Source organism: Pseudomonas sp. xss_2 (assembly GCF_043104195.1).
Classification (GTDB): domain Bacteria; phylum Pseudomonadota; class Gammaproteobacteria; order Pseudomonadales; family Pseudomonadaceae; genus Aquipseudomonas; species Aquipseudomonas urmiensis.
The window spans coordinates 1-20,910 of record NZ_JBICKL010000032.1 but is presented as its reverse complement, the minus strand read 5'-3'; the positions used below and the strand labels follow the sequence as shown (position 1 = coordinate 20,910).

At 61.6% G+C, this 20,910-nt stretch carries 22 protein-coding genes; 11 read left to right on the top strand and 11 right to left on the bottom strand.

Translation table 11 applies throughout. The features are described from left to right. The first annotated feature begins 176 nt into the window (after positions 1 to 176). The 3 genes from rpe to trpE all read left to right on the top strand — a co-directional run bounded on the left by rpe (position 177) and on the right by trpE (position 3,218). Positions 177 to 851 carry a ribulose-phosphate 3-epimerase gene (gene rpe / locus ACF8K2_RS04450; RefSeq protein ID WP_186552667.1) on the top strand — a complete coding sequence of 225 codons (675 nt, stop codon included), beginning with the start codon at positions 177 to 179 and terminating at the stop codon, positions 849 to 851. Beyond that, positions 848 to 1,666, top strand: a complete 819-nt coding sequence (locus ACF8K2_RS04445) for a phosphoglycolate phosphatase (RefSeq protein WP_392463650.1) — start codon at positions 848 to 850, stop codon at positions 1,664 to 1,666. Before rpe ends, ACF8K2_RS04445 begins: the two co-directional genes overlap by 4 nt. A 70-nt stretch (positions 1,667 to 1,736) precedes the next feature. Continuing rightward, the gene (gene trpE / locus ACF8K2_RS04440) at positions 1,737 to 3,218 is read left to right on the top strand and encodes an anthranilate synthase component I (protein ID WP_392463648.1); all 1,482 of its coding nucleotides are present in this window, start codon (positions 1,737 to 1,739) and stop codon (positions 3,216 to 3,218) included. 115 nt (positions 3,219 to 3,333) lie between these two features. On the opposite strand, the gene estP is transcribed toward trpE, so the two are convergent. Further along, a complete protein-coding gene (gene estP / locus ACF8K2_RS04435) occupies positions 3,334 to 5,220 on the bottom strand; it encodes an esterase EstP (RefSeq protein WP_392463647.1) in 1,887 nt (628 codons plus the stop codon). Positions 5,221 to 5,592: 372 nt separating this feature from the next. Between estP and ACF8K2_RS04430 the strand changes: the two genes are divergently transcribed. The 4 genes from ACF8K2_RS04430 to ACF8K2_RS04415 all read left to right on the top strand — a co-directional run bounded on the left by ACF8K2_RS04430 (position 5,593) and on the right by ACF8K2_RS04415 (position 8,854). Further along, complete coding sequence (locus ACF8K2_RS04430; RefSeq protein ID WP_186552663.1) at positions 5,593 to 6,186, top strand: aminodeoxychorismate/anthranilate synthase component II; 594 nt, start codon at positions 5,593 to 5,595, stop codon at positions 6,184 to 6,186. Between the two features lie 9 nt (positions 6,187 to 6,195). Beyond that, positions 6,196 to 7,245, top strand: coding sequence for an anthranilate phosphoribosyltransferase (gene trpD / locus ACF8K2_RS04425; RefSeq protein WP_186552662.1), 1,050 nt, complete (start codon positions 6,196 to 6,198; stop codon positions 7,243 to 7,245). After that, on the top strand, positions 7,242 to 8,078 hold the full coding sequence (gene trpC / locus ACF8K2_RS04420) for an indole-3-glycerol phosphate synthase TrpC (RefSeq protein ID WP_186552661.1): 837 nt from the start codon (positions 7,242 to 7,244) through the stop codon (positions 8,076 to 8,078). Before trpD ends, trpC begins: the two co-directional genes overlap by 4 nt. A 71-nt stretch (positions 8,079 to 8,149) precedes the next feature. Then, a complete protein-coding gene (locus ACF8K2_RS04415) occupies positions 8,150 to 8,854 on the top strand; it encodes a biotin/lipoate A/B protein ligase family protein (RefSeq protein WP_392463645.1) in 705 nt (234 codons plus the stop codon). Here ACF8K2_RS04415 and crp read toward each other — a convergent pair. Then, positions 8,851 to 9,495 carry a cAMP-activated global transcriptional regulator CRP gene (gene crp, locus ACF8K2_RS04410; RefSeq protein ID WP_186552659.1) on the bottom strand — a complete coding sequence of 215 codons (645 nt, stop codon included), beginning with the start codon at positions 9,493 to 9,495 and terminating at the stop codon, positions 8,851 to 8,853. The genes ACF8K2_RS04415 and crp overlap by 4 nt on opposite strands. Before the next feature lie 191 nt (positions 9,496 to 9,686). Between crp and ACF8K2_RS04405 the strand changes: the two genes are divergently transcribed. After that, a complete protein-coding gene (locus ACF8K2_RS04405; RefSeq protein ID WP_186552658.1) occupies positions 9,687 to 10,109 on the top strand; it encodes an OsmC family protein in 423 nt (140 codons plus the stop codon). Here the strand turns inward: ACF8K2_RS04405 and ACF8K2_RS04400 are convergent. From ACF8K2_RS04400 to hemJ, 7 genes are all read right to left on the bottom strand, one after another. Then, entirely contained in the window at positions 10,075 to 10,500 is a 426-nt protein-coding gene (locus ACF8K2_RS04400; RefSeq protein ID WP_312151590.1) for a hypothetical protein, read from the bottom strand. The two genes, ACF8K2_RS04405 and ACF8K2_RS04400, sit on opposite strands and share 35 nt — an antisense overlap. A gap of 17 nt (positions 10,501 to 10,517) precedes the next feature. Beyond that, entirely contained in the window at positions 10,518 to 11,558 is a 1,041-nt protein-coding gene (locus ACF8K2_RS04395; RefSeq protein WP_392463642.1) for a DUF2157 domain-containing protein, read from the bottom strand. 10 nt (positions 11,559 to 11,568) lie between these two features. Then, positions 11,569 to 12,216, bottom strand: coding sequence for a 2-polyprenyl-3-methyl-6-methoxy-1,4-benzoquinone monooxygenase (coq7, locus tag ACF8K2_RS04390; protein ID WP_186552656.1), 648 nt, complete (start codon positions 12,214 to 12,216; stop codon positions 11,569 to 11,571). Between the two features lie 66 nt (positions 12,217 to 12,282). Beyond that, positions 12,283 to 12,621, bottom strand: a complete 339-nt coding sequence (locus tag ACF8K2_RS04385) for a histidine triad nucleotide-binding protein (RefSeq protein WP_186552655.1) — start codon at positions 12,619 to 12,621, stop codon at positions 12,283 to 12,285. Between the two features lie 63 nt (positions 12,622 to 12,684). Beyond that, positions 12,685 to 13,467, bottom strand: a complete 783-nt coding sequence (locus ACF8K2_RS04380; RefSeq protein WP_264235370.1) for an SDR family oxidoreductase — start codon at positions 13,465 to 13,467, stop codon at positions 12,685 to 12,687. A gap of 78 nt (positions 13,468 to 13,545) precedes the next feature. Then, positions 13,546 to 14,493: an NAD(P)H-dependent flavin oxidoreductase gene (locus ACF8K2_RS04375; RefSeq protein ID WP_392463639.1), complete on the bottom strand. Its 948-nt coding sequence runs from the start codon at positions 14,491 to 14,493 to the stop codon at positions 13,546 to 13,548. 31 nt (positions 14,494 to 14,524) lie between these two features. Beyond that, on the bottom strand, positions 14,525 to 14,950 hold the full coding sequence (gene hemJ / locus ACF8K2_RS04370; RefSeq protein ID WP_186552652.1) for a protoporphyrinogen oxidase HemJ: 426 nt from the start codon (positions 14,948 to 14,950) through the stop codon (positions 14,525 to 14,527). Between the two features lie 142 nt (positions 14,951 to 15,092). Between hemJ and argC the strand changes: the two genes are divergently transcribed. Together argC and erpA are read left to right on the top strand one after the other, a co-directional pair. Next, complete coding sequence (gene argC / locus ACF8K2_RS04365; protein WP_264235372.1) at positions 15,093 to 16,127, top strand: N-acetyl-gamma-glutamyl-phosphate reductase; 1,035 nt, start codon at positions 15,093 to 15,095, stop codon at positions 16,125 to 16,127. A 146-nt stretch (positions 16,128 to 16,273) separates the two neighbouring features. Then, positions 16,274 to 16,624, top strand: a complete 351-nt coding sequence (erpA, locus tag ACF8K2_RS04360) for an iron-sulfur cluster insertion protein ErpA (protein ID WP_186552650.1) — start codon at positions 16,274 to 16,276, stop codon at positions 16,622 to 16,624. A 56-nt stretch (positions 16,625 to 16,680) separates the two neighbouring features. Here the strand turns inward: erpA and ACF8K2_RS04355 are convergent, their stop codons facing one another. Further along, positions 16,681 to 17,772, bottom strand: coding sequence for an anhydro-N-acetylmuramic acid kinase (locus ACF8K2_RS04355; RefSeq protein WP_392463635.1), 1,092 nt, complete (start codon positions 17,770 to 17,772; stop codon positions 16,681 to 16,683). 4 nt (positions 17,773 to 17,776) lie between these two features. Then, complete coding sequence (locus ACF8K2_RS04350; protein WP_186552648.1) at positions 17,777 to 19,198, bottom strand: peptidoglycan DD-metalloendopeptidase family protein; 1,422 nt, start codon at positions 19,196 to 19,198, stop codon at positions 17,777 to 17,779. Positions 19,199 to 19,411: 213 nt separating this feature from the next. Here ACF8K2_RS04350 and tyrS point away from each other — a divergent pair, with 213 nt between their 5' ends. Continuing rightward, complete coding sequence (gene tyrS, locus ACF8K2_RS04345) at positions 19,412 to 20,611, top strand: tyrosine--tRNA ligase (RefSeq protein ID WP_186552647.1); 1,200 nt, start codon at positions 19,412 to 19,414, stop codon at positions 20,609 to 20,611. Positions 20,612 to 20,910 lie beyond the last annotated feature (299 nt).

Here is a 20,910-nt window from a genome sequence, read left to right as displayed (position 1 = left end):
AGCGATTGCGAATACTCGACCGCTATCGCGGGGCAAGCCCGCTCCACGTATCCCCTAGTGATGCCCCCGCTGTCGGATCTTGCGCCAGCTCGTCGACACGGATTGATACCAATCAGCCCGTATCGATTTCCCTGAGTTACAATGCGCGCCACCGTGATTCTGCCAACAGGTGCGCCATGCAGCCCTACGCTATTGCCCCCTCCATTCTTTCCGCCGATTTCGCCCGTCTGGGTGAGGACGTCGACAAGGTGCTGGCCGCCGGGGCCGACATCGTTCACTTCGATGTTATGGACAACCACTACGTCCCCAACCTGACCATCGGCCCGATGGTCTGCAGCGCCTTGCGCAAGTACGGCGTGACCGCGCCAATCGACGTGCACCTGATGGTCAGCCCAGTCGACCGGATCATCGGCGACTTCATCGAAGCCGGCGCGACCTACATCACCTTCCACCCAGAAGCCACCACGCACATCGACCGCTCGCTGCAGTTGATCCGCGATGGTGGTTGCAAGGCTGGCCTGGTGTTCAACCCGGCCACTGGCCTGGATGCACTGAAGTACGTGATGGACAAGATCGATATGGTCCTGCTGATGAGCGTCAACCCAGGCTTCGGCGGCCAGAAGTTCATCCCCGGCACCCTCGACAAGCTGCGTGAAGCGCGTGCGCTGATCGACGCCAGTGGCCGCGATATCCGCCTGGAGATCGATGGCGGCGTCAACGTCAACAACATCCGCGAGATCACCGCCGCTGGCGCTGATACCTTCGTTGCCGGCTCGGCGATCTTCAATGCCCCGGACTACCAGGAAGTGATCGCCAAGATGCGCGCCGAAATGGCCTTGGCCCGCCCATGAGTGGCTTCGAGCAGCTGTTCCCGGGGACGCTGCCCAGGCTGGTGATGTTCGATCTGGATGGCACGTTGATCGATTCAGTCCCCGACCTGGCCGCAGCCGTCGACCGTATGCTGCTCGAACTGGGTCGCCCGCCCGCAGGCCTTGAGGCAGTACGCCACTGGGTCGGCAATGGTGCTCAGGTTCTGGTCCGCCGTGCCCTGGCCGGCGGCCTGGAACATGAACAGGTAGACGATCAGCTGGCCGAACAGGGCCTGGCCTTGTTCATGGAGGCTTACGCCCAAAGCCATGAACTGACCGCGGTTTACCCTGGTGTGCGCGACACCCTGCGCTGGCTGCGCAAGCAGGGGGTGGAGATGGCGCTGATCACCAACAAGCCGGAGCGCTTCGTCGCGCCGTTGCTCGATCAGATGAAGATCGGCCGCTATTTTCGCTGGATCATCGGTGGCGACACCCTGCCACAGAAAAAGCCTGATCCGGCCGCCTTGCTGTTCGTGATGAAAATGGCCGGGGTCGAGCCTGGGCAAGCGCTGTTCGTCGGTGACTCGCGCAGCGATGTCCTGGCGGCCAAGGCTGCCGGGGTGAAATGTGTCGGGCTGAGCTATGGCTACAACCATGGCCGGCCGATCCATGAAGAAACCCCGAGCCTGGTGATCGATGATCTGCGTGCCCTGTTGCCTGGTTGCGTAGTCACCGACACTGGGATAACGTTGGCGGACCTTCAAGCCTCACAAGACAGAGAGTCCACCGTGGCGGTTACTGGCAAATTCTGGATGAAAGTCATCAAGGCCCTGGCCCGTTGGCGTTGGCGCGCCTGACTTCTGCCCGCCGGCCCCTGCCGGCACGTCCGTTTGCCCGACCCCATTGCTGCTTGCTCCGAGGCTACTCATGACCCGCGAAGAATTCCTGCGCCTGGCTGCTGCCGGCTACAACCGCATTCCCCTGGCCTGCGAAACCCTGGCCGACTTCGACACCCCGCTGTCGATCTACCTGAAACTGGCTGACCAGGCCAACTCCTACCTGCTCGAGTCGGTTCAGGGCGGCGAGAAGTGGGGCCGTTACTCGATGATTGGCCTGCCATCGCGCACCGTGATGCGCGTGCATGGCTACCACGTGAGCATCCTGCAGGATGGCGAGCAGGTAGAAAGCCATGAGGTGGAAGACCCGCTGGCCTTCGTCGAAACCTTCAAGGACCGCTACAAAGTCGCTGACATCCCGGGCCTGCCACGTTTCAACGGCGGCCTGGTCGGCTACTTTGGCTATGACTGCGTGCGCTATGTGGAAAAGCGCCTGGGCGCCTGTCCCAACCCGGATCCGCTGGGTGTGCCAGACATCCTCTTGATGGTCTCGGATGCGGTGGTGGTGTTCGACAATTTGGCCGGCAAGATGCACGCCATCGTCTTGGTCGACCCCTCCGAGGAGCAAGCCTTCGAGCAAGGTCAAGCGCGCCTGCAAGGCCTCTTGGCCAAACTGCGTGAGCCGATCACCCCGCGTCGCGGCCTGGACCTGAGCGGGCCAATGGCGGCCGAGCCTGCCTTCCGCTCAAGCTTTACCCAGGCTGACTACGAGCGTGCGGTCGACACCGTCAAGGAATACATCCTGGCCGGTGACTGCATGCAGGTGGTGCCGTCGCAACGCATGTCGATCGACTTCAAGGCTGCGCCAATCGATCTGTACCGCGCGCTGCGCTGCTTCAACCCGACGCCTTACATGTACTTCTTCAACTTTGGCGACTTCCATGTGGTGGGCAGCTCGCCGGAGGTGCTGGTGCGGGTCGAAGATAACCTGGTCACTGTACGGCCGATCGCAGGGACCCGCCCGCGTGGTGCCAACGAAGAAGCGGACCGGGCGCTCGAGGATGACCTGCTCAGTGACGACAAAGAGATCGCCGAGCACCTGATGCTGATCGATCTGGGCCGCAACGATGTCGGTCGGGTGTCTTCGACAGGCAGCGTACGCCTGACCGAGAAGATGGTGATCGAGCGTTATTCCAACGTCATGCACATCGTGTCCAACGTGACCGGCCAGCTGCGAGAAGGCCTGACGGCGATGGATGCGCTGCGGGCCATTCTGCCAGCCGGGACCTTGTCGGGTGCGCCGAAGATTCGTGCGATGGAGATCATCGACGAGCTGGAGCCGGTCAAACGCGGCGTCTATGGGGGGGCGGTCGGCTACTTTGCCTGGAACGGCAACATGGACACCGCGATCGCTATCCGCACCGCGGTGATCAAGGATGGCGAGCTGCACGTGCAGGCCGGCGGCGGTATCGTGGCTGACTCGGTGCCGGCGCTGGAGTGGGAAGAGACCATCAACAAACGCCGCGCCATGTTCCGCGCGGTGGCCTTGGCCGAGCAAACCCCGCAAGGTTGATTATTTTGGGGCTGCACAGCAGCCCTTCGTGTCGGTTCGGCGCCGCCCTTCAGAGCGGCGCTATCCCTGTAGGAGCGGGCTTGCCCGCGAAGGGCTGCACAGCAGCCCCAAAATCTCAAAAGTCCAGACTCACAGCCAGGCTCACCCCCTGCTGAGTCAACTCATCACTCTTGCGCCAGTTGTAGTTCCCACGCACATGCACCCCCGCTGTCAGCTCATGCGACAACCCTAGGCTGGCCCGCGTCAAATTGCTCTGCGGCGTATACCCGGTCAGGGTGAAGTCGTTCGCCGGCAAGCTGGTCAAATGCATCGTCACATCTTGTCGATCATCCTCGAACTCATGCTCGCGAGCGACTTCGGCAAACACGCGCGTCGAAGGCGCGAACTGGTAACTGCCCTGCAACCCCGCTCCGAGCCGGCGCGAGGTGCGTTCCTGATCATCGAAGCCCAATGCAGTCGAGCGACCACTGTTCTCGTCATAACCATCCACCTTGACCCGCGCATAGTCGGCGCTGATGAACGGCGCAAGCTGCCAGGCACTCGCCTCGGCTGCCAGGTTGTAGCCCAGGCGTCCGGTCACCGCCCAGGCCTCGCCATCGGTATCACCCTTTTCACTGCGGTCATTCACCCCCAGGGCAAACGTGCGCTTGAGGTCGCGGTAGTCCAGATGCCCGGCGCTCAGCGCCGCATCCGCCCACCAACGATTGGCCCGGTACTCGGCGAACACCGAGGCCAGGTAACTGTCGAGCTTGTAGTCCGAATCCTGTTCGCCGGCCTCCAGCTTCTGCCGATAGACCCCAGCGGCTACACCCAGGCGCCAAGCCTCGTCGAGCCGGTAGCTGCCGCCCACGGTCAGGTTATAGCCACGGCCATCGCCACTGGCGCTGCTGCGCTGGTCATCGAAGTCCAGATCCTGAGCGCCGGTGGCAACGATCGCCTGCCACTGACCGACCGCTTGCCAGGGCGTCTGCCATTGATTACGCAACTCGTCTTGATGGGCACGCAGGCTGGAGTGGGCCATTTCGGGTAGCAGGGTCAGCTCCCACGGTGCAGAGATGATCGAATAGGCGTAGTCGGCAATCAGTTGCTGACCGGCGATGGTCGGGTGTACGGCGTCGTTGAACAGCAGCTTGGTCGGATCCGGGCTGGCGCCGTTTTCGCCATAGACCGGGTTCTGGCAACTGCTGCCGCTATAGCAGCTGGCCACCAGGTTTTGATCTGTGGCCAAGCCAAATTGCGCTGGGTTGGCCAGCGCCTCGCTGAGCAGTACGGGGATGTTCAGCGGGATGATTTCGGCATCGATCTGGCTCAGCTGATTGACCAGTGCCTGATTGAATACGCCCGACAGCTGCGACAGTGGGCCTTGCTGGGGCGTGCCGCTGAAGTTCGGGGTTTGGCCGAGATCGGGCAACAGCCAGACCATGATATAGCGAGCGCCTCCCTGCTGTAGTGCCTGGGCACTGGCGGCCAGGCGGGTGCCGGCTACGGCGGCCTCGGAGGGGCTGCTGACCAGCCCTTGGAGGAAGTCATTGCCGCCGCCGGTCAGGTAATACAAGGCATTTGGATCGGCGCGCAGACCGTTGGCCAGATAGCCGTCCCGTTCGCGCAGCACTAGCCCGGCACCGGGGTTGCCTGGTGGGATCACCGTCTTCGAGGTGTCTGTGATTGAGTCGAGGATCTGTTCAGTGGTGTAACCGCCCACCGCCCAGTTGTTGCCATCGGGGCGAATGCCCAGCGAAGTCGAAGGGTTCAGGTCGTCGGGTGCGATCCCCAGCCTCCCGCCAAGGATCATCGGCGATACCGGTGCGTAGTTGCCGTTGGCATCGCGGTTGGTGAAGCGCATGCCGTTGGTGCCACCGGTGAGATCTGGGAACTGCCCGGCGTCACTGAGACTGTCGCCAAACACGATCAGCGTGGAGTAGGGCGAAGGCGCGGCGATTGCCTGGCTGCAGGCCAGGGCGAGCGAGCAGAGGGAGTACCGCAATAAGCGAGAAGTGCGCATGGTAGATGTCCTTTTCATTGTTTTTATCGACACAAGTGAATGACCTTAGCAAAACCAAGGGCATGCAGGGCTAGTCCATTCGTTTCCCCATATTTACCGGCATATTGCGCCCATCGCCCCGGTAAGCTACTGTGCCGGAACGTATGAACGAGACCTACCCCGTGTTGATCGTCAGCAAACTCTTGATGCGCGTTATCAAGGCTCACGCCCGTTGGCGTTGGCGCGCCTGACTTTATCTCCTGCCGGCCCGCCCGGCTCGCTCCTGTCTGCCTTCCTTTTGCTTGATCCAGCGCCCTGTGCGCGATTGCCCGCGCCTGCGGGCGGCAGTGGAAGGTTCGAATCAAAAGTCAGTATTCAAGAGGTTTGCCCCAGATGTTACTGATGATCGACAACTATGACTCTTTCACCTACAACGTCGTTCAGTACCTCGGCGAGTTGGGTGCCGAGGTCAAGGTCATCCGCAATGACGAGATGACCATCGGCCAAATTGAAGCGCTCAAGCCTGAGCGCATCGTCGTCTCGCCAGGCCCATGCACCCCGAGCCAGGCCGGCGTGTCCATCGAAGCCATCCTGCACTTTGCCGGCAAGCTGCCGATCCTTGGCGTGTGCCTGGGCCATCAGTCGATTGGCCAGGCGTTTGGCGGTGATGTGGTGCGTGCTCGCCAGGTCATGCACGGCAAGACCAGCCCGGTGCATCACCGCGACCTGGGCGTGTTCGCTGGCCTTAACAATCCGCTGACCGTGACCCGCTATCACTCGCTGGTGGTCAAGCGTGAAACCCTGCCTGAGTGCCTGGAAGTCACCGCCTGGACTGCCCTTGAGGATGGTTCGGTGGATGAGATCATGGGCCTGCGCCACAAGACCTTGAACATCGAAGGGGTGCAGTTCCACCCCGAGTCGATTCTGACCGAGCAGGGCCACGAGCTGTTCGCCAACTTCCTCAAGCAGACCGGCGGCCGCCGCTAAGGATCGAACATGGATATCAAAAGCGCGCTGAGCCGCATCGTCGGTCATCTGGACCTTTCCACTGAGGAAATGAGCGACGTCATGCGCCAGATCATGACCGGCCAATGCAGCGAGGCGCAGATCGGTGCGTTCCTGATGGGCATGCGCATGAAGAGCGAGAGCATCGATGAGATCGTCGGTGCAGTGTCGGTAATGCGAGAGCTGGCCGAGAAGGTCGAGCTGCAAAGCCTCGATCAGGTGGTCGATATCGTCGGCACCGGTGGCGATGGCGCCAACATCTTCAACGTATCCACGGCTTCGTCGTTCGTGCTTGCCGCGGCCGGCTGCAAAGTGGCCAAGCACGGTAACCGCGCGGTTTCTGGCAAGAGCGGCAGCGCAGACCTGCTGGAAGCGGCCGGCATCTACCTGAACCTCACTCCGGTGCAGGTCGGCCGTTGCATCGACAGCCTGGGCATCGGCTTCATGTTTGCCCAGAGCCACCACAAGGCAATGAAGTATGCCGCAGGCCCGCGTCGCGAGCTGGGGCTGCGCACCCTGTTCAACATGCTCGGCCCGCTTACGAATCCGGCCGGTGTGAAACACCAGGTGGTCGGCGTGTTCACCCAGGCCCTGTGCCGACCGCTGGCCGAAGTGCTGCAGCGGATGGGCAGCAAGCATGTGCTGGTGGTGCACTCCAAGGATGGCCTGGACGAATTCAGCCTGGCGGCGCCGACCTTCGTTGCCGAACTGAAGAATGACCAGATCAGCGAATACTGGGTCGAGCCCGAAGACCTCGGCATGAAGAGCCAGAGCTTGCATGGCTTGGCCGTCGAAGACCCGCAGGCCTCTTACGAGCTGATCAAAGATGCCTTGGGTCGGCGCAAGACCGAGAATGGCCAGAAAGCCGCTGAGATGATTGTGCTCAATGCTGGCGCTGCGCTGTACGCCGCCGATCACGCGATGACCTTGGCCCAGGGCGTAGAACTGGCCCATGACGTACTGCACACCGGCCTTGCCTGGGAAAAACTTCAGGAGCTGGGCGCCTTCACCGCCGTATTCAAGCAGGAGAACGAAGCATGAGCGTGCCGACCGTGCTGGAAAAGATCCTCGCCCGTAAGGTCGAGGAAGTCGCCGAGCGTAGTGCCCGGGTCAGCCTGGCAGAGCTCGAGCGCCTGGCGAAAGCGGCCGATGCCCCGCGTGGCTTTGCCAATGCGTTGATCGAGCAGGCCAAGCGCAAGCAGCCAGCGGTGATTGCCGAGATCAAGAAAGCGTCGCCGAGCAAGGGTGTGATCCGCGAAAACTTCGTGCCTGCAGAAATCGCCGTCAGCTACGAGAAGGGCGGGGCGACCTGCCTGTCGGTGCTGACTGACGTCGATTACTTCCAGGGAGCCGATGCTTACCTGCAGCAGGCACGTGCTGCTTGCCGCCTGCCGGTGATTCGCAAGGACTTCCTCATCGATCCCTACCAGGTGGTCGAAGCCCGTGCCTTGGGCGCTGACTGTGTATTGCTGATCGTCTCCGCGCTGGATGACGTGCGCATGGCCGAATTGGCCGCAGTGGCCAAGGATGTCGGCCTCGATGTACTGGTCGAAGTGCATGATGGTGACGAACTCGAGCGCGCGCTGAACACCCTCGACACTCCTTTGGTGGGGGTCAACAACCGTAACCTGCACACCTTCGAAGTCAGCCTGGAGACCACGCTCGACCTGCTTCCGCGCATCCCTCGCGATCGTCTGGCGATCACCGAGAGCGGTATCTTCAATCGCGCTGATGTCGAGCTGATGGAAATCAACGAGGTGTATTCGTTCCTGGTCGGTGAAGCGTTCATGCGCGCCGAGCATCCCGGGCATGAGCTGCAGCGGTTGTTCTTCCCACAGCGACCGGTACAGAACACGGTTCAGGCGCTGGACTGATCGAATCGCAAGCCGGCTAACGCCGGCTTGTTTGTTTTGACCGCTATGGCCTCTTCAGCACAGGTGAATTGATGACCGACCAACCTCTGGCGTTGACCGTCGAACAAGGATTGCACGCCGAGCAGGAGTTGCTGGCAGCGGTGTGCCGTGGTGAGCGCGATGCTGGCGTGCTGTTCTGGCGACCGACCGACCACGCGCTGGTTATGCCGCGGCGCATGAGCCGGTTGGAAAACTTCGAGGCGGCCTGCGCCGAGCTGGCGATTGCCGGTTGGCCGGTGCTATTGCGTGAAACGGGCGGTGAGCCAGTGCCGCAGTCGCATGCGACGGTGAACGTGGCGTTGGTCTACGTAGCGCCGCGCAGCGAAGGCGATCATGGCCGTATCGAAAATGCTTACGAGCGTCTATGCCTGCCATTGTGCGATGTGCTGCGCGAGTGGGGTGGAGTGGCTTCGGTCGGCGAGATCGACGGCGCCTTCTGCGATGGGCGCTACAACGTCAATCTCAATGGTCGCAAGCTGGTCGGCACGGCCCAGCGCTGGCGCCAGGGCTTGGGCGGAAAGCGCCCGGTGGTGCTGGTGCACGGGGCGCTGCTGCTGGACAACGAGCGCGAGTCAATGGTGGCGGCGGTCAACCGCTTCAATGAATGCTGTGATATCGACCAGCGTTGCCGGGCCGATAGCCATATCGCCCTGCACGAAGTGGCGCCCGCCGTGCCATGGTTCGAGCGTCTGTCCCAGGCCTATGCGCAGGTGATCGCGCAACTGCCCAAAGATTAACGGGTGCCGTAGACCACCATGGTCTTGCCCTTGACCTGAACCAGGCTGCGTTCTTCGAGATCCTTGAGGACGCGGCCGACCATCTCCCGCGAACAACCGACAATCCGGCCGATCTCCTGGCGGGTGATCTTGATCTGCATGCCATCAGGGTGGGTCATGGCATCGGGCTGCTTGCACAGGTCGAGCAGGCAGCGGGCAACCCGGCCGGTGACATCGAAGAACGCCAGGTCGCCGACCTTGCGCGTGGTATTGCGCAGGCGCTGGGCCATCTGGCTGCCCAGGGCATAGAGAATATCCGGGTCCTGGCGCGCCACTTCGCGGAACTTGTCGTAGCTGATCTCGGCGACTTCGCATTCGGTCTTGGCCCGAACCCAGGCGCTGCGCTGCTGCTCTTTGCCGGTTGGCTCGAACAGGCCCAGCTCACCGAAGAAATCGCCGTCGTTGAGGTAGGCGATGATCATCTCGTGGCCGTTGTCGTCTTCGATCAGGATGGTGACCGAGCCCTTGATGATGAACGACAGTGTTTCAGCCCGGTCACCGGCACAGATGATGTTGCTCTTGGCGGTGAAACGGCGGCGCTGGCAGTGCACCAGCAGCTTGTCGATGTTCTTGATCTTGGCGGAAAGGGCGGAGACGACCATCACGAAATCCTGTTCGATGTAACGCAGAGGCTTTTTATAAAGGGTGCCTGGCACTATGCGCCAGTCATTTGGCGCCAGCTTATCAGACACTGCGCCAGTGATTGGTACAAATGCGCCGCGTGTTGAGCTTTTCCGACAGCGCTACAGGGCTTAAGCTGACACCCTTTTCAGAATCTAGGGAGTCCAGCAACATGAAGGCACGCATCCAATGGGCCGGCGAAGCGATGTTCCTCGGCGAGTCGGGCAGCGGCCATGTGGTGGTCATGGACGGTCCGCCCGAGGCCGGTGGCCGCAACCTGGGCGTGCGCCCCATGGAAATGCTCCTGCTGGGCCTAGGTGGCTGCAGCAACTTTGACGTGGTCAGCATCCTGAAGAAGTCGCGCCAGGCGGTGGAAAGCTGCGAAGCCTTCCTGGAGGCTGAGCGTGCCAGTGAAGACCCCAAGGTGTTCACCAAGATCCACCTGAACTTCGTGGTCAAAGGCCGTGCGCTGAAGGAAGCGCAGGTCAAGCGGGCGGTGGAGTTGTCCGCAGAGAAGTACTGCTCGGCTTCGATCATGCTCGGTCGGGCCGGGGTGGAAATCACCCACAGCTATGAGATCGTCGAACTCGGCTGATTCGTTCAAGGCCCCACAACAGGGCCAGTCCGGGCGCCAGTGCCAACAACAGGCTGGGTAAGTTCACGGCCAATAGCCCGAAGATTTCCGCGTTGCTCCAGGTACTGCCGAAGGCTTCGGCAAACAGCTGGCACTGCAGCAGCGCGGTCGTCGTCGCAGCTAGCAGGTAGGCGCCGATGAGTAATCCGGGCCTGCGGAAAAAACAACCAAGCAGGACGAATAGCAATTGCCCGGGGACGCAGAACAGCAACAGCTCGCGCCCGCTGTTGCTGTCAGGTTCGATGAGGCCGGGCAGTTCGAAGGCGAATGCCGATTGCCTGACACTGGCCGTCATCAGGCAGACGAACAGGTACGCCACCAGCACCAACCCTAGGCTTTGCAGCAAGCGCACGCGGAGCCTGCGCAACGTCAACGGCGTAGCCCTGGAAGCAACTGCAGCAAGCTACTGGGCAGTTGAGCGCGCAGGCGCTTACTTAATGCTTGGCGATGCTGCTGGTAGAGTACGCCCAATCCGATCACGCCCAGGCCAATCAAAGTGAGCACCAGCGGGAACAACAGCGACTCGGCAAACACCTCATACGACAGGTAGCCCAGATACGCTGCCACGCCCATCGCGCCAAATACCATGAATACGGGTCGGCGCAGCAGCACCGCCACTGCCATCAGGCCAAGGTTGATCAGGCAATACAGCGCTTTGCCCAACTCACTGCCGCTGTCCATCAGGGTCAAGCCTCCCCAGAATGCCGCCAGCCCCGCCAGGTAACCCCAGAAGGCGTAATCTCTGCGAGTGCGTCCATCGACCACAAGAAAGACCAGCAGCAGGGCCAGGCCGAACCATAGCGAGACAATCCGCCGTTGCTCCCAACTGAATGGCGAGCCATAGAACCACTCGCTCAGGTCCATCGACATGAACCACAGCGCCAGGGCAATCGGCATGACGATGAAAGGGAAGGGGATCAGGCGCAGCATCAGCAGGCCCGCGAGCACGGTGGCCGCTTCCATCAGCAGCCAGCCGCCCTGCACGTAGGTGTAATACTGGTGGTAATCGGTTTGCGCATCATCCAGTGGCCACCAACCGAGCAGGCGCTCGATGGCGAACACCGCAAGTGGCACGATGCTGACCGCAACCGCGCCGAGCACACCGCCGGCGATCGGCTGGTCACGGCGCTGCAGGCCAACGGCGAAGAGGGTCAACAGGGTGATGTAGAGAACAGCGATCACCAGCAGGGCCCAGTCGCCAACCCGCATCCACGCTTCGGTCAGCAGCCAGCCCATCGCGCCCATGATCAGCAGGGCGCCAAAATAGAACGCGACGTGGGCCAGCTGGAAACTGCCACGGCTTTGCGGCTGTTGTTGCAAAAAGCTCAGCAGCGCTTGAGCCTGGCCCGGCTGGAGAATGCCGGCGTGTTCGGCCTGTGCCAGATCCTTGGCATCGAAACGTTCCGTCATGGCCGTGTCCCTAGATGCGGTAAGTGCTCTTGGTCATCACTTTAGCCATCAGGCTCATGCCAAAGCGCACCGGTGCGGGGAAGCGATAACCGCCCGCTTCCAGCGCGGATTCAGCATGGTGCTCTTCATCGACACGCATCTGTTCAAGAATCGCGCGGGATTTTTCGTCCTCGCTTGGCAGTTGCTCGAGGTGTTCGTCCAGATGCTTGCACACCTGATGCTCGGTGGCGGCAACAAAGCCCAGGCTGACTTTGTCACTGACCAGGCCGGCTAGCGCGCCGATGCCGAACGACATGCCATAGAACAGCGGGTTGAGCACACTAGGATGGCTGCCCAATTGGCGAATGCGTTGTTCGCACCAGGCCAAATGGTCGATCTCTTCCTCGGCGGCGTGCTCCATGGCCTTGCGCACTTGCGGCAGCTTGGCGGTCAGGGCTTGGCCTTGGTAGAGCGCCTGGGCGCAGACTTCACCGGTATGGTTGATGCGCATCAGGCCGGCGATGTGCCGGGTTTGGGTTTCGTCCAGCTCGGCGTCCGGTTGGACGATGGCCGGGGAAGGGCGGGAAGGTTGGCCGCTGAAGGGCAGCAAGGTGCGCATGGCGGTATCGGCCTGCAGCAACAAGCGGTCGAGCGGCGAATAGTGACGTTCGGTAGCCATCGGGCACCTCCGCAAGAGTGATGCCCGACAGTTTACCGCAATCCCCTGACCGGGGCTTGCCTTGGATCAGCCCGGTGGCCAGTGCATCTGGCGTTGGCCGAGCACGTGCATGTGAATATGGTAGACCGTCTGGCCGCCCAGTTCGTTGCAGTTCATGACCACCCGGAAACCCTCCGCGCAGCCCAATTCCTTAGCCAGGCGCTGGGCGGTGAAGAGGATGTGGCCGGCCAGGCCTTTATCTTCTTCGGTCAGGTCGTTGAGGGTACGAATGGGCTTTTTCGGGATGACCAGAAAATGCACCGGCGCCTGTGGGGCGATATCGTGGAAGGCCAGAACCTGGTCGTCCTCGTAGATGATCTTGGCCGGGATTTCCCGGTTGATGATCTTGGTGAAGAGAGTCTCCACAGCACTTGCTCCATGGTGAGGGTCCGGGCCGAGTGTACTCAGCGCGGCGTCGCTCGCCCAGTGCTATTGCGCTTCGAGCGGGCTGTAGCGGCGATTGATGATGCCGGCCAGCTTGCGTGCCAACCAGCGCGGCAGCACCCGTGGCAGCCTGGCCAGCCAGCGATTGCGCCGACCGGGCATGATCAGCGCGCGGTTTTTATCCAGCGCGCGCACGGTGTAGAGCGCGACTTCTTCGGCGCTCAGGCAGCGCTTGCCGGTTTCCAGGCGGGGAATGTGCCGCCTGGCTGAGCGGACCGGGCCTGGGCAGAGGACCGAGACTTTGATCCCGGTACGCCCCAGCTCTTCGCGCAGTGCTTCGGAAAAGCTCAGCACATACGCCTTGCTGGCGGCATAGCAAGCCATCCACGGGCCGGGAGCGGCACTGGCCAGTGAGGCAACGTTGAGGATCTGCCCGCCGCCCTGTACCGCCATCAGGTTGCCGATGGCATGGCACAGCCGGGTCAGGGCCAGGATGTTGACCTCCAGCAGGTCCTGCTCGTCGGCCCATTCATGGGCGAGGAACGGGCCGTAGGTACGTTGGCCTGCGCAGTTCACCAGCAGGTCGATGCGCCGTTCGCCTTCTTCAAGCTCCAGGACGAAGCCAGACAGGCGCAGGGGCTGGCTGAGGTCGCAGGCGCGCAGTAGCACCTCGACGCCAAAGCGCTGGGTCAGCTCGATGGCCAGCGGTTCCAGGGTTTCTCGATGGCGTGCCACCAGGATCAGGTTGCGCCCGCGCCGTGCCAGGGCTTCCGCCAGGGCCAGGCCCAAGCCGCTGGAAGCTCCGGTGATCATGGCGTAACGGGTCATGCAGGGCTCCTGGGGCGGCTGAAGAGGGCGCCTAGTGTACAGCCTGTCCGGGCAAGTTGTTGCCTTTTGCGAGTGGGCTCAAAGCGGCAGTTGGCGGGTGCGTGCAACGGCTTGACGGTACTCGCCATGCAGGCGTTCGATCAGTGCCTGAGTGGTCGGCAGGTCGTGGATTTCACCGACACCCTGGCCGGCGGACCAGACTGTTTTCCAGGCCTTGGCTTCTTCGTCCAGGGGCTTGAGGCGGGCCTGTTCATGGCTGCTCTTCAGGGTCGCCAGGTCGTAGCCCGCCTGCTCCAGACTTTGCCGCAGGAAGCTTGCCGGGACACCGGAGACAGCAGGGGTATGAATGATGTCGGCCGCCTGGGCATCGATCAGCATGTTTTTGTAGGCACTCGGGGCCTGGCTTTCTTGAGTGGCGATGAAGCGCGTGCCCATGTAGGCGAGGTCTGCGCCCAGTAGTTGTGCGGCGAGCACTTGCTCGCCGTGGTTGATACAGCCGGCCAGCAGCAGGGTCTTGTCGAAGAACTGGCGGATTTCAGCGGCCAGGGCGAATGGGCTCCAGGTGCCTGCATGCCCACCGGCGCCTGCCGCCACCGCAATCAGGCCATCGACCCCGGCTTCGGCGGCCTTCTGCGCGTGGCGGCGAGTGGTGACGTCATGAAACACCAGGCCGCCATAACTGTGCACTGCGTCGACCACTTCCTTCACCGCGCCAAGGCTGGTGATGACAATTGGCACGCGGTGTTCGACGCACAAGGCCAGATCCGCCTGCAGGCGCGGGTTGCTCGGGTGGACGATCAGGTTGACTGCATAGGGCGCTGGCGCCGACAAATTCGCCAGGCCCGACTCGATTTCCTCCAGCCAAGCCTTGAAGCCAGCGCTGTCGCGCTGGTTGAGGGCAGGGAAGCTGCCCACCACGCCATTGGCGCAACACGCCAGGACCAACTGTGGGTTGGAGATCAGGAACATCGGCGCGGCGACTACCGGCAGGCGCAGGCGTTGTTCGAGCAGGGCGGGCAATGACATGGCAGGATTCCTATGCGGACGGCTGATTTGCTCAGAACGGTTTGACCACCACCAGAATTACGATACCCAGCAGAATCACCACTGGCACTTCATTGAACCAGCGGTAGAACACGTGACTGCGGGTGTTGGTGCCGGCGGCGAAGCGTTTGCGTTGCGCGCCGCACATGTGATGGTAGCCGGTCAGCAGGATCACCAAGGTGAGCTTGGCATGCAGCCAGCCTTGGCTCAGCCAGCCGGGGGTGAGGTAGAGCATCCAGATGCCGAAGACGAATGTGGCGATCATCGCGGGGTTCATGATGCCGCGGTACAGCTTGCGCTCCATCACGGTGAAGCGTTCCTGGCTGATGCTGTCCTGGCTCTGGGCGTGGTAGACGAACAGGCGCGGCAAGTAGAACAGGCCGGCGAACCAGCAGACCACGCTGACGATATGCAGCGCCTTGATCCATAGATAAAGCATGGAGGGTGTTCCTTCAGGTTTTCACGGTCGTCAGATAGTAGTGGTGAAGCGCCTCCAGGTGCATCCCAAGAGTTGTTACAGGCGGCTAGCGCCCCTATTATCGTGCGCTTTCCAGTCGGATCGTTGATAAGGGGCAAGCGTTATGATCAAGGTCGGTATCGTCGGCGGCACGGGTTACACCGGCGTCGAACTGTTGCGTCTGCTGGCGCAGCACCCTCAGGCCGAGGTTGCGGTCATCACCTCGCGCTCCGAGGCCGGTGTGGCGGTTGCCGACATGTATCCGAACCTGCGCGGTCACTATGACGGCCTGGCCTTCAGCGTGCCGGACAGCAAGACCCTGGCTGCCTGCGACGTGGTGTTTTTCGCCACGCCCCACGGTGTGGCCCACGCGCTGGCCGGCGAACTACTGGCCGCTGGCACCAAGGTGATCGACCTGTCCGCGGACTTCCGCCTGCAAGACGCGGTTGAGTGGGGCAAATGGTACGGCCAGCCGCACGGTGCACCGGAGCTACTCAAGGACGCGGTCTACGGGCTGCCTGAAGTGAACCGCGAGAAGATCCGCCAGGCGCGCCTGATCGCCGTGCCGGGTTGCTATCCAACCGCCACCCAGCTGGGTTTCCTGCCATTGCTCGAAGCGGGCCTGGCTGACCCTTCGCGACTGATTGCCGACTGCAAGTCGGGGGTGAGTGGTGCTGGTCGTGGTGCGGCGGTGGGCTCGCTGTTCTGTGAGTCGGGCGAGAGCATGAAGGCCTACGCGGTCAAGGGCCACCGGCACCTGCCGGAAATCAGCCAGGGCCTGCGCCAGGCTGCCGGCCAGGATATCGGCCTGACCTTCGTGCCGCACCTGACGCCGATGATCCGCGGTATCCATGCCACGTTGTACGCGACTGTGGTCGATACCTCGGTCGACCTGCAGGCGTTGTTCGAGAAACGTTATGCCAACGAACCGTTCGTCGACGTAATGCCGGCCGGCAGCCACCCGGAAACCCGTAGCGTGCGTGGCGCCAACGTTTGTCGAATTGCCGTGCATCGCCCGCAAGGTGGCGATCTGGTGGTGGTGCTGTCGGTGATCGACAACCTGGTCAAGGGCGCGTCTGGCCAGGCTGTGCAGAACCTCAACATCCTGTTCGGCCTGGATGAGCGCATGGGCCTGTCCCACGCGGGCCTGTTGCCGTAAAGCATCGCATTGATGAAAAGGCCCGCCGAGAGCGGGTCTTTTCATTGGGGGCGACTAAAGCCGCACAATTGTTGACCGATTTTCTCGGAGAAGCGGATAATGCGCGTCATCGAGTTTTATGGCGGCACTGCGCCGGGAGAGTCAACATGAGCGTCGAATCCTTCACCCCCACGGCTTTGGAATTCACCCAAGGTGCTGCACATAAGGTGAAGACCCTGGTCAGCGAAGAGGGCAATGATCGTCTGAAGTTGCGTGTATTCGTGACAGGTGGCGGTTGCTCGGGCTTCCAGTACGGCTTCACCTTCGATGAAGAGGTGGCTGAAGACGACACCATCGTCGAGCGCGAAGGCGTTTCGCTGGTGGTCGATCCGATGAGCTACCAGTACCTGGCGGGCGCGGAAGTAGATTACCAGGAAGGTCTGGAAGGCTCGCGCTTCGTGATCAAGAACCCTAACGCTGCTACGACCTGCGGCTGCGGATCTTCGTTCTCGATCTAAGCATCGCTAAGCAAAACGCCGCGCAATTGCGCGGCGTTTTGCTTTGTGCTGTGGCTTCAAGCCGGATAGATAGCGCCGAGAACGCGCAAACCCTTGGCCGCCGTCACGCTCGGGCGATTGGCGGGGATGCCTTCCAGACAGCAGTGGGCAAGCCAGGCGAATGCCATGGCCTCGACCCAGTCCGGATCGATGCCATGCGCTGCGGTACTGGCAACCTGTACGCCGGGCAGCAGGGCAGCCAGGCGCCGCATCAGTGTGCCGTTGCGGGCACCGCCGCCGCACACCAGCACGGCTTCGGTGCCTGTCTGGGCGTTACGCAGTGAGTCAACGATGCTGCGTGCGGTCAGCTCAAGCAGTGTGGCCTGCACATCTTCGTCGCGGTACGTCGTCAGCTCAGCCAGGTGGCTGTCCAGCCAAGGCAAGTTGAACACTTCGCGGCCGGTGCTTTTTGGGCCGCTGCCGGCAAAGAACGGATCGGCCAGTAAACGACTGAGCAGGCTTTCGATCACTGTGCCGCTGGCAGCCCAGGCGCCATCGGCGTCGTAGGGCAGGGCGTGTTTGCGTTCGATCCAGGCGTCCAGCAGAACATTGCCAGGGCCACAGTCAAAGCCATGCACTGGTGTGGCCTGGTCAATCAGGCTGAGGTTGCTGAAACCGCCGATATTGAGCACCGCCAGCCGCTGGCCGATGTGGCTGAACAGCGCCTCGTGGAAGGCTGGTACCAGAGGAGCGCCTTGTCCGCCGGCGGCGACATCGCGGCGGCGGAAGTCACCCACTACACAGATTCCCGTGAGTTCGGCCAGCAGGGCTGGGTTGCCAATCTGTACGGTAAAGCCGCGGGCAGGTTCGTGGCGGATGGTCTGGCCATGGCTGCCGATCGCGCGAATGGCCTCGGGCGCCAAACCCTGTGCCGCAAGCAGGTGCTTGATGCCTTCTGCTGCGAGGCTCGCCCAGCGGTTTTCTGTCAGGGCAGCGCGGGCTATCTCGTCGGGGCCGCTGGCGCACAGGCCGAGCAGCTCCTGGCGCAAATCGGCAGGCATGGGTAGATAGTGAGTAGCGAGCAGCCGAGGCTGCTCGTGGTGTTCGATCAAGGCGATGTCCAGGCCGTCGAGGCTGGTTCCGGACATCACCCCCAGGTAGAAGGCCATAGGCTCAGCGCTTGTTCGCGGCGAGCAGGGTGGCCTTTTCCTGATCCATGCGAGCGATCAGCGGTTGGCTCTGCTGCATGAAACGTTGGCGCTCGGCTTTGGCGATTGGATCGGCCATAGGCACTTTCTGGCTCAGTGGGTCGACGTGCACGCCATTGACTTGGAACTCGTAGTGCAAGTGCGGGCCGGTGGACAGGCCAGTGGTACCGATGTAGCCGATGATCTGCCCTTGCTTGACCGAGCTCCCGGTCTTGATGCCTTTAGCGAAGCCTTGCATATGGCCGTAGAGCGTCTTGTAGCGGTTGCCGTGGGCGATGATCACGGTATTGCCGTAACCGCCGCGACGGCCAGCCAGTTCGATCCGGCCATCGCCAGCAGCCTTGATTGGCGTGCCGCGAGGGGCTGCATAATCGACACCCTTGTGCGCGCGGATCTTGTTCAGGATCGGGTGCTTACGCCCATTCGAGAAGCGCGAGCTGATTCGGGCAAAGTCCACTGGGGTGCGGATGAACGCCTTGCGCAGGCTGTTGCCATCGGCCGTGTAGTAGTTGGTGTTGCCCTGTTTGTTGGTGTAGCGCACGGCGGTGTAGGTCTTGCCGCGGTTGGTGAAGCGTGCAGAGAGAATGTTGCCGGTGCCGACCACCTTGCCATCCATGACCTTCTGCTCGTAGACCACGTCGAATTCGTCGCCTGGGCGGATGTCTTGGGCGAAGTCGATGTCGTAACCGAGCACCCGCGCCATATCCATGGTCATGCTGTGCGACAGGCCGGCGCGTTGGGCCGAAGCCGACAGCGAGCTCTTGATCACGCCATGGGCGTAGGCGGTGCGCACCACAGGCTTACTGACTTCGCGGGCGAAGGTGTAGCCCTTGTCGGTTTTACTCAGGCGGATGGTTTCAAGGCTGCTGACTTTGCTGTGCAGGTTGGTCAACTGGCCGTCTTTGTCGAGTTCGAATTGCAGCACCTGGCCATGCTTGAGCTGGCTGAACTGCTTGGCTTGCTTGCCGCTGGCCAGCACGTCATGCACGACATTGGCCGGCAGGCCGACCTTGGCGAACAGGGTCGAAAGGGTATCGCCGCGGGCAACCACCACCTCACGGTGGCCTGGCGCCTTGGCCTCGGCTTCGGGCTTGCTTTCAGCACTTGGAGCTTCAGCGGTTTTCGCGGCCGGGGCTTCGGCGTTTTCAATCTGGGCGAAGGGCGAGCCTTGTTCGCCTTGAGTCTGCACCAGCGGTGCAGCGTTGGATTCGTCTTTGAGCTGCTCGGCTGGGGTTTCCAGCTCAAGGCTGAGGGTGGTTTTCTTGGCTTCCACTTCGCTCGAAGGGAACACAAGCAAGGCCAGGCTGAGGAGGGCGGCAATGCCGCTCGCGGCCAACAGATGGCTTTTCGGATAAAGCGGAGGCGCTTTAGGCGTTTCGTTGGTCATAGGAAAGGTGACTTTGAAAAAGGTGAAATGGAAAAGATGAATGACATGATGAAGATGAAATAACTGTATAAAATATAACCAAATCCGGTTTCGCGCAAGGGCGCGTAGACGCCGCAAGGCGCTAGGTAGGTCACATTCCATTGCCAAACTTGTATTTGACGGCCGATCTTGTATGGTTGGCTCCCTTTGAATCTGAGCCTTGCGGGTCTTTCTATGAAGTCGGTTGAAGAGCAGCTGGCGCTTATCAAGCGCGGTGCGGAAGAGGTGTTGGTCGAGTCGGAGCTGGTCGAAAAGCTCAAGCGCGGTCAGCCGCTGCGTATCAAAGCGGGCTTTGACCCGACTGCGCCCGATCTGCACCTGGGCCATACGGTGTTGATCAACAAGCTGCGCCAGTTCCAGGATCTGGGTCACCAGGTGATCTTCTTGATCGGTGATTTCACCGGCATGATCGGTGATCCGAGCGGCAAGAGCGCCACGCGTCCGCCGCTGACCCGTGAGCAGGTCCTGGACAATGCCGAGACCTATAAGCAGCAGGTGTTCAAGATCCTCGACCCGGCCAAGACCGAAGTCGCCTTCAACTCCACCTGGATGGACAAGCTGACCCCGGCCGACTTCATTCGCCTGGCTTCGCAGTACACCGTGGCGCGAATGCTTGAGCGTGACGACTTCGACAAGCGCTACACCACCAATCAGCCGATCGCGATCCATGAGTTCCTCTACCCGCTGGTGCAGGGGTACGATTCGGTCGCGCTGAAGGCAGACGTCGAACTGGGCGGTACCGACCAGAAGTTCAACCTGCTGATGGGGCGCGAGTTGCAGCGCGCCTATGGCCAGGAGGCGCAGAACATCGTCACTATGCCGCTGCTCGAAGGTTTGGACGGTGTGAAGAAGATGTCCAAGTCGCTGGGCAACTACGTCGGCATCCAGGAAGCACCAGGGGTGATGTACAGCAAGCTGGTGTCGATCCCCGATACCTTGATGTGGCGTTACTTCGAGCTGCTGAGCTTCCGCTCTATGGAAGAGATCGAGCAGCTGCGTGCCGATGTTGAGAAGGGGGCTAACCCGCGAGACATCAAGATCAAGCTGGCCGAAGAGATCGTTGCGCGCTTCCATGGTGAAGAGGCGGCGGCCAATGCTCACCGCGCTGCGGGTAATCGCATGAAAGATGGTGAGCTGCCGGAAGACATTCCTGAGATCGAAATCGGCGCCGCTGAAGACATGCCGATTGCTGCCATCCTGAACAAGGCTGGTCTGGTGAAGAACTCGGCTGCAGCCCGAGACCTGCTCAATGCGGGTAGCGTGAAGGTCGATGGTGAGGTGGTTGACCGGAGCTTCGTGTTTGCCATGGGTGCCAGCCATGTCTGCCAGGCGGGCAAGAAGGCCTTCGCGCGGATCTCGCTGAAGGCGGAGTAAGGGCTGCTTCTATATAGAAGGATGTTCGCTGCTATATAGATAGAGGACGGGGAGGCCGAAAGGCCTCCCCGCTTTGTTTTTAGAGCTCTAACGGCAGCACCGCTGTCTGTTTAACCTTGCTGCACCTTTAGGCGCAGGCCCGCGCCGCGATTCTGACCCTAATTTCAACAATATTACGGTTTATTGAAATTAAGGGTTGACGCCCTCTCAGATCCCCTTATAATGCGCCCCACTTCCAGCGTAGTTGGAGCGGAAAACTCCTTGAGTATCAACGAGTTAGATGTTCCACGCAGTACTGG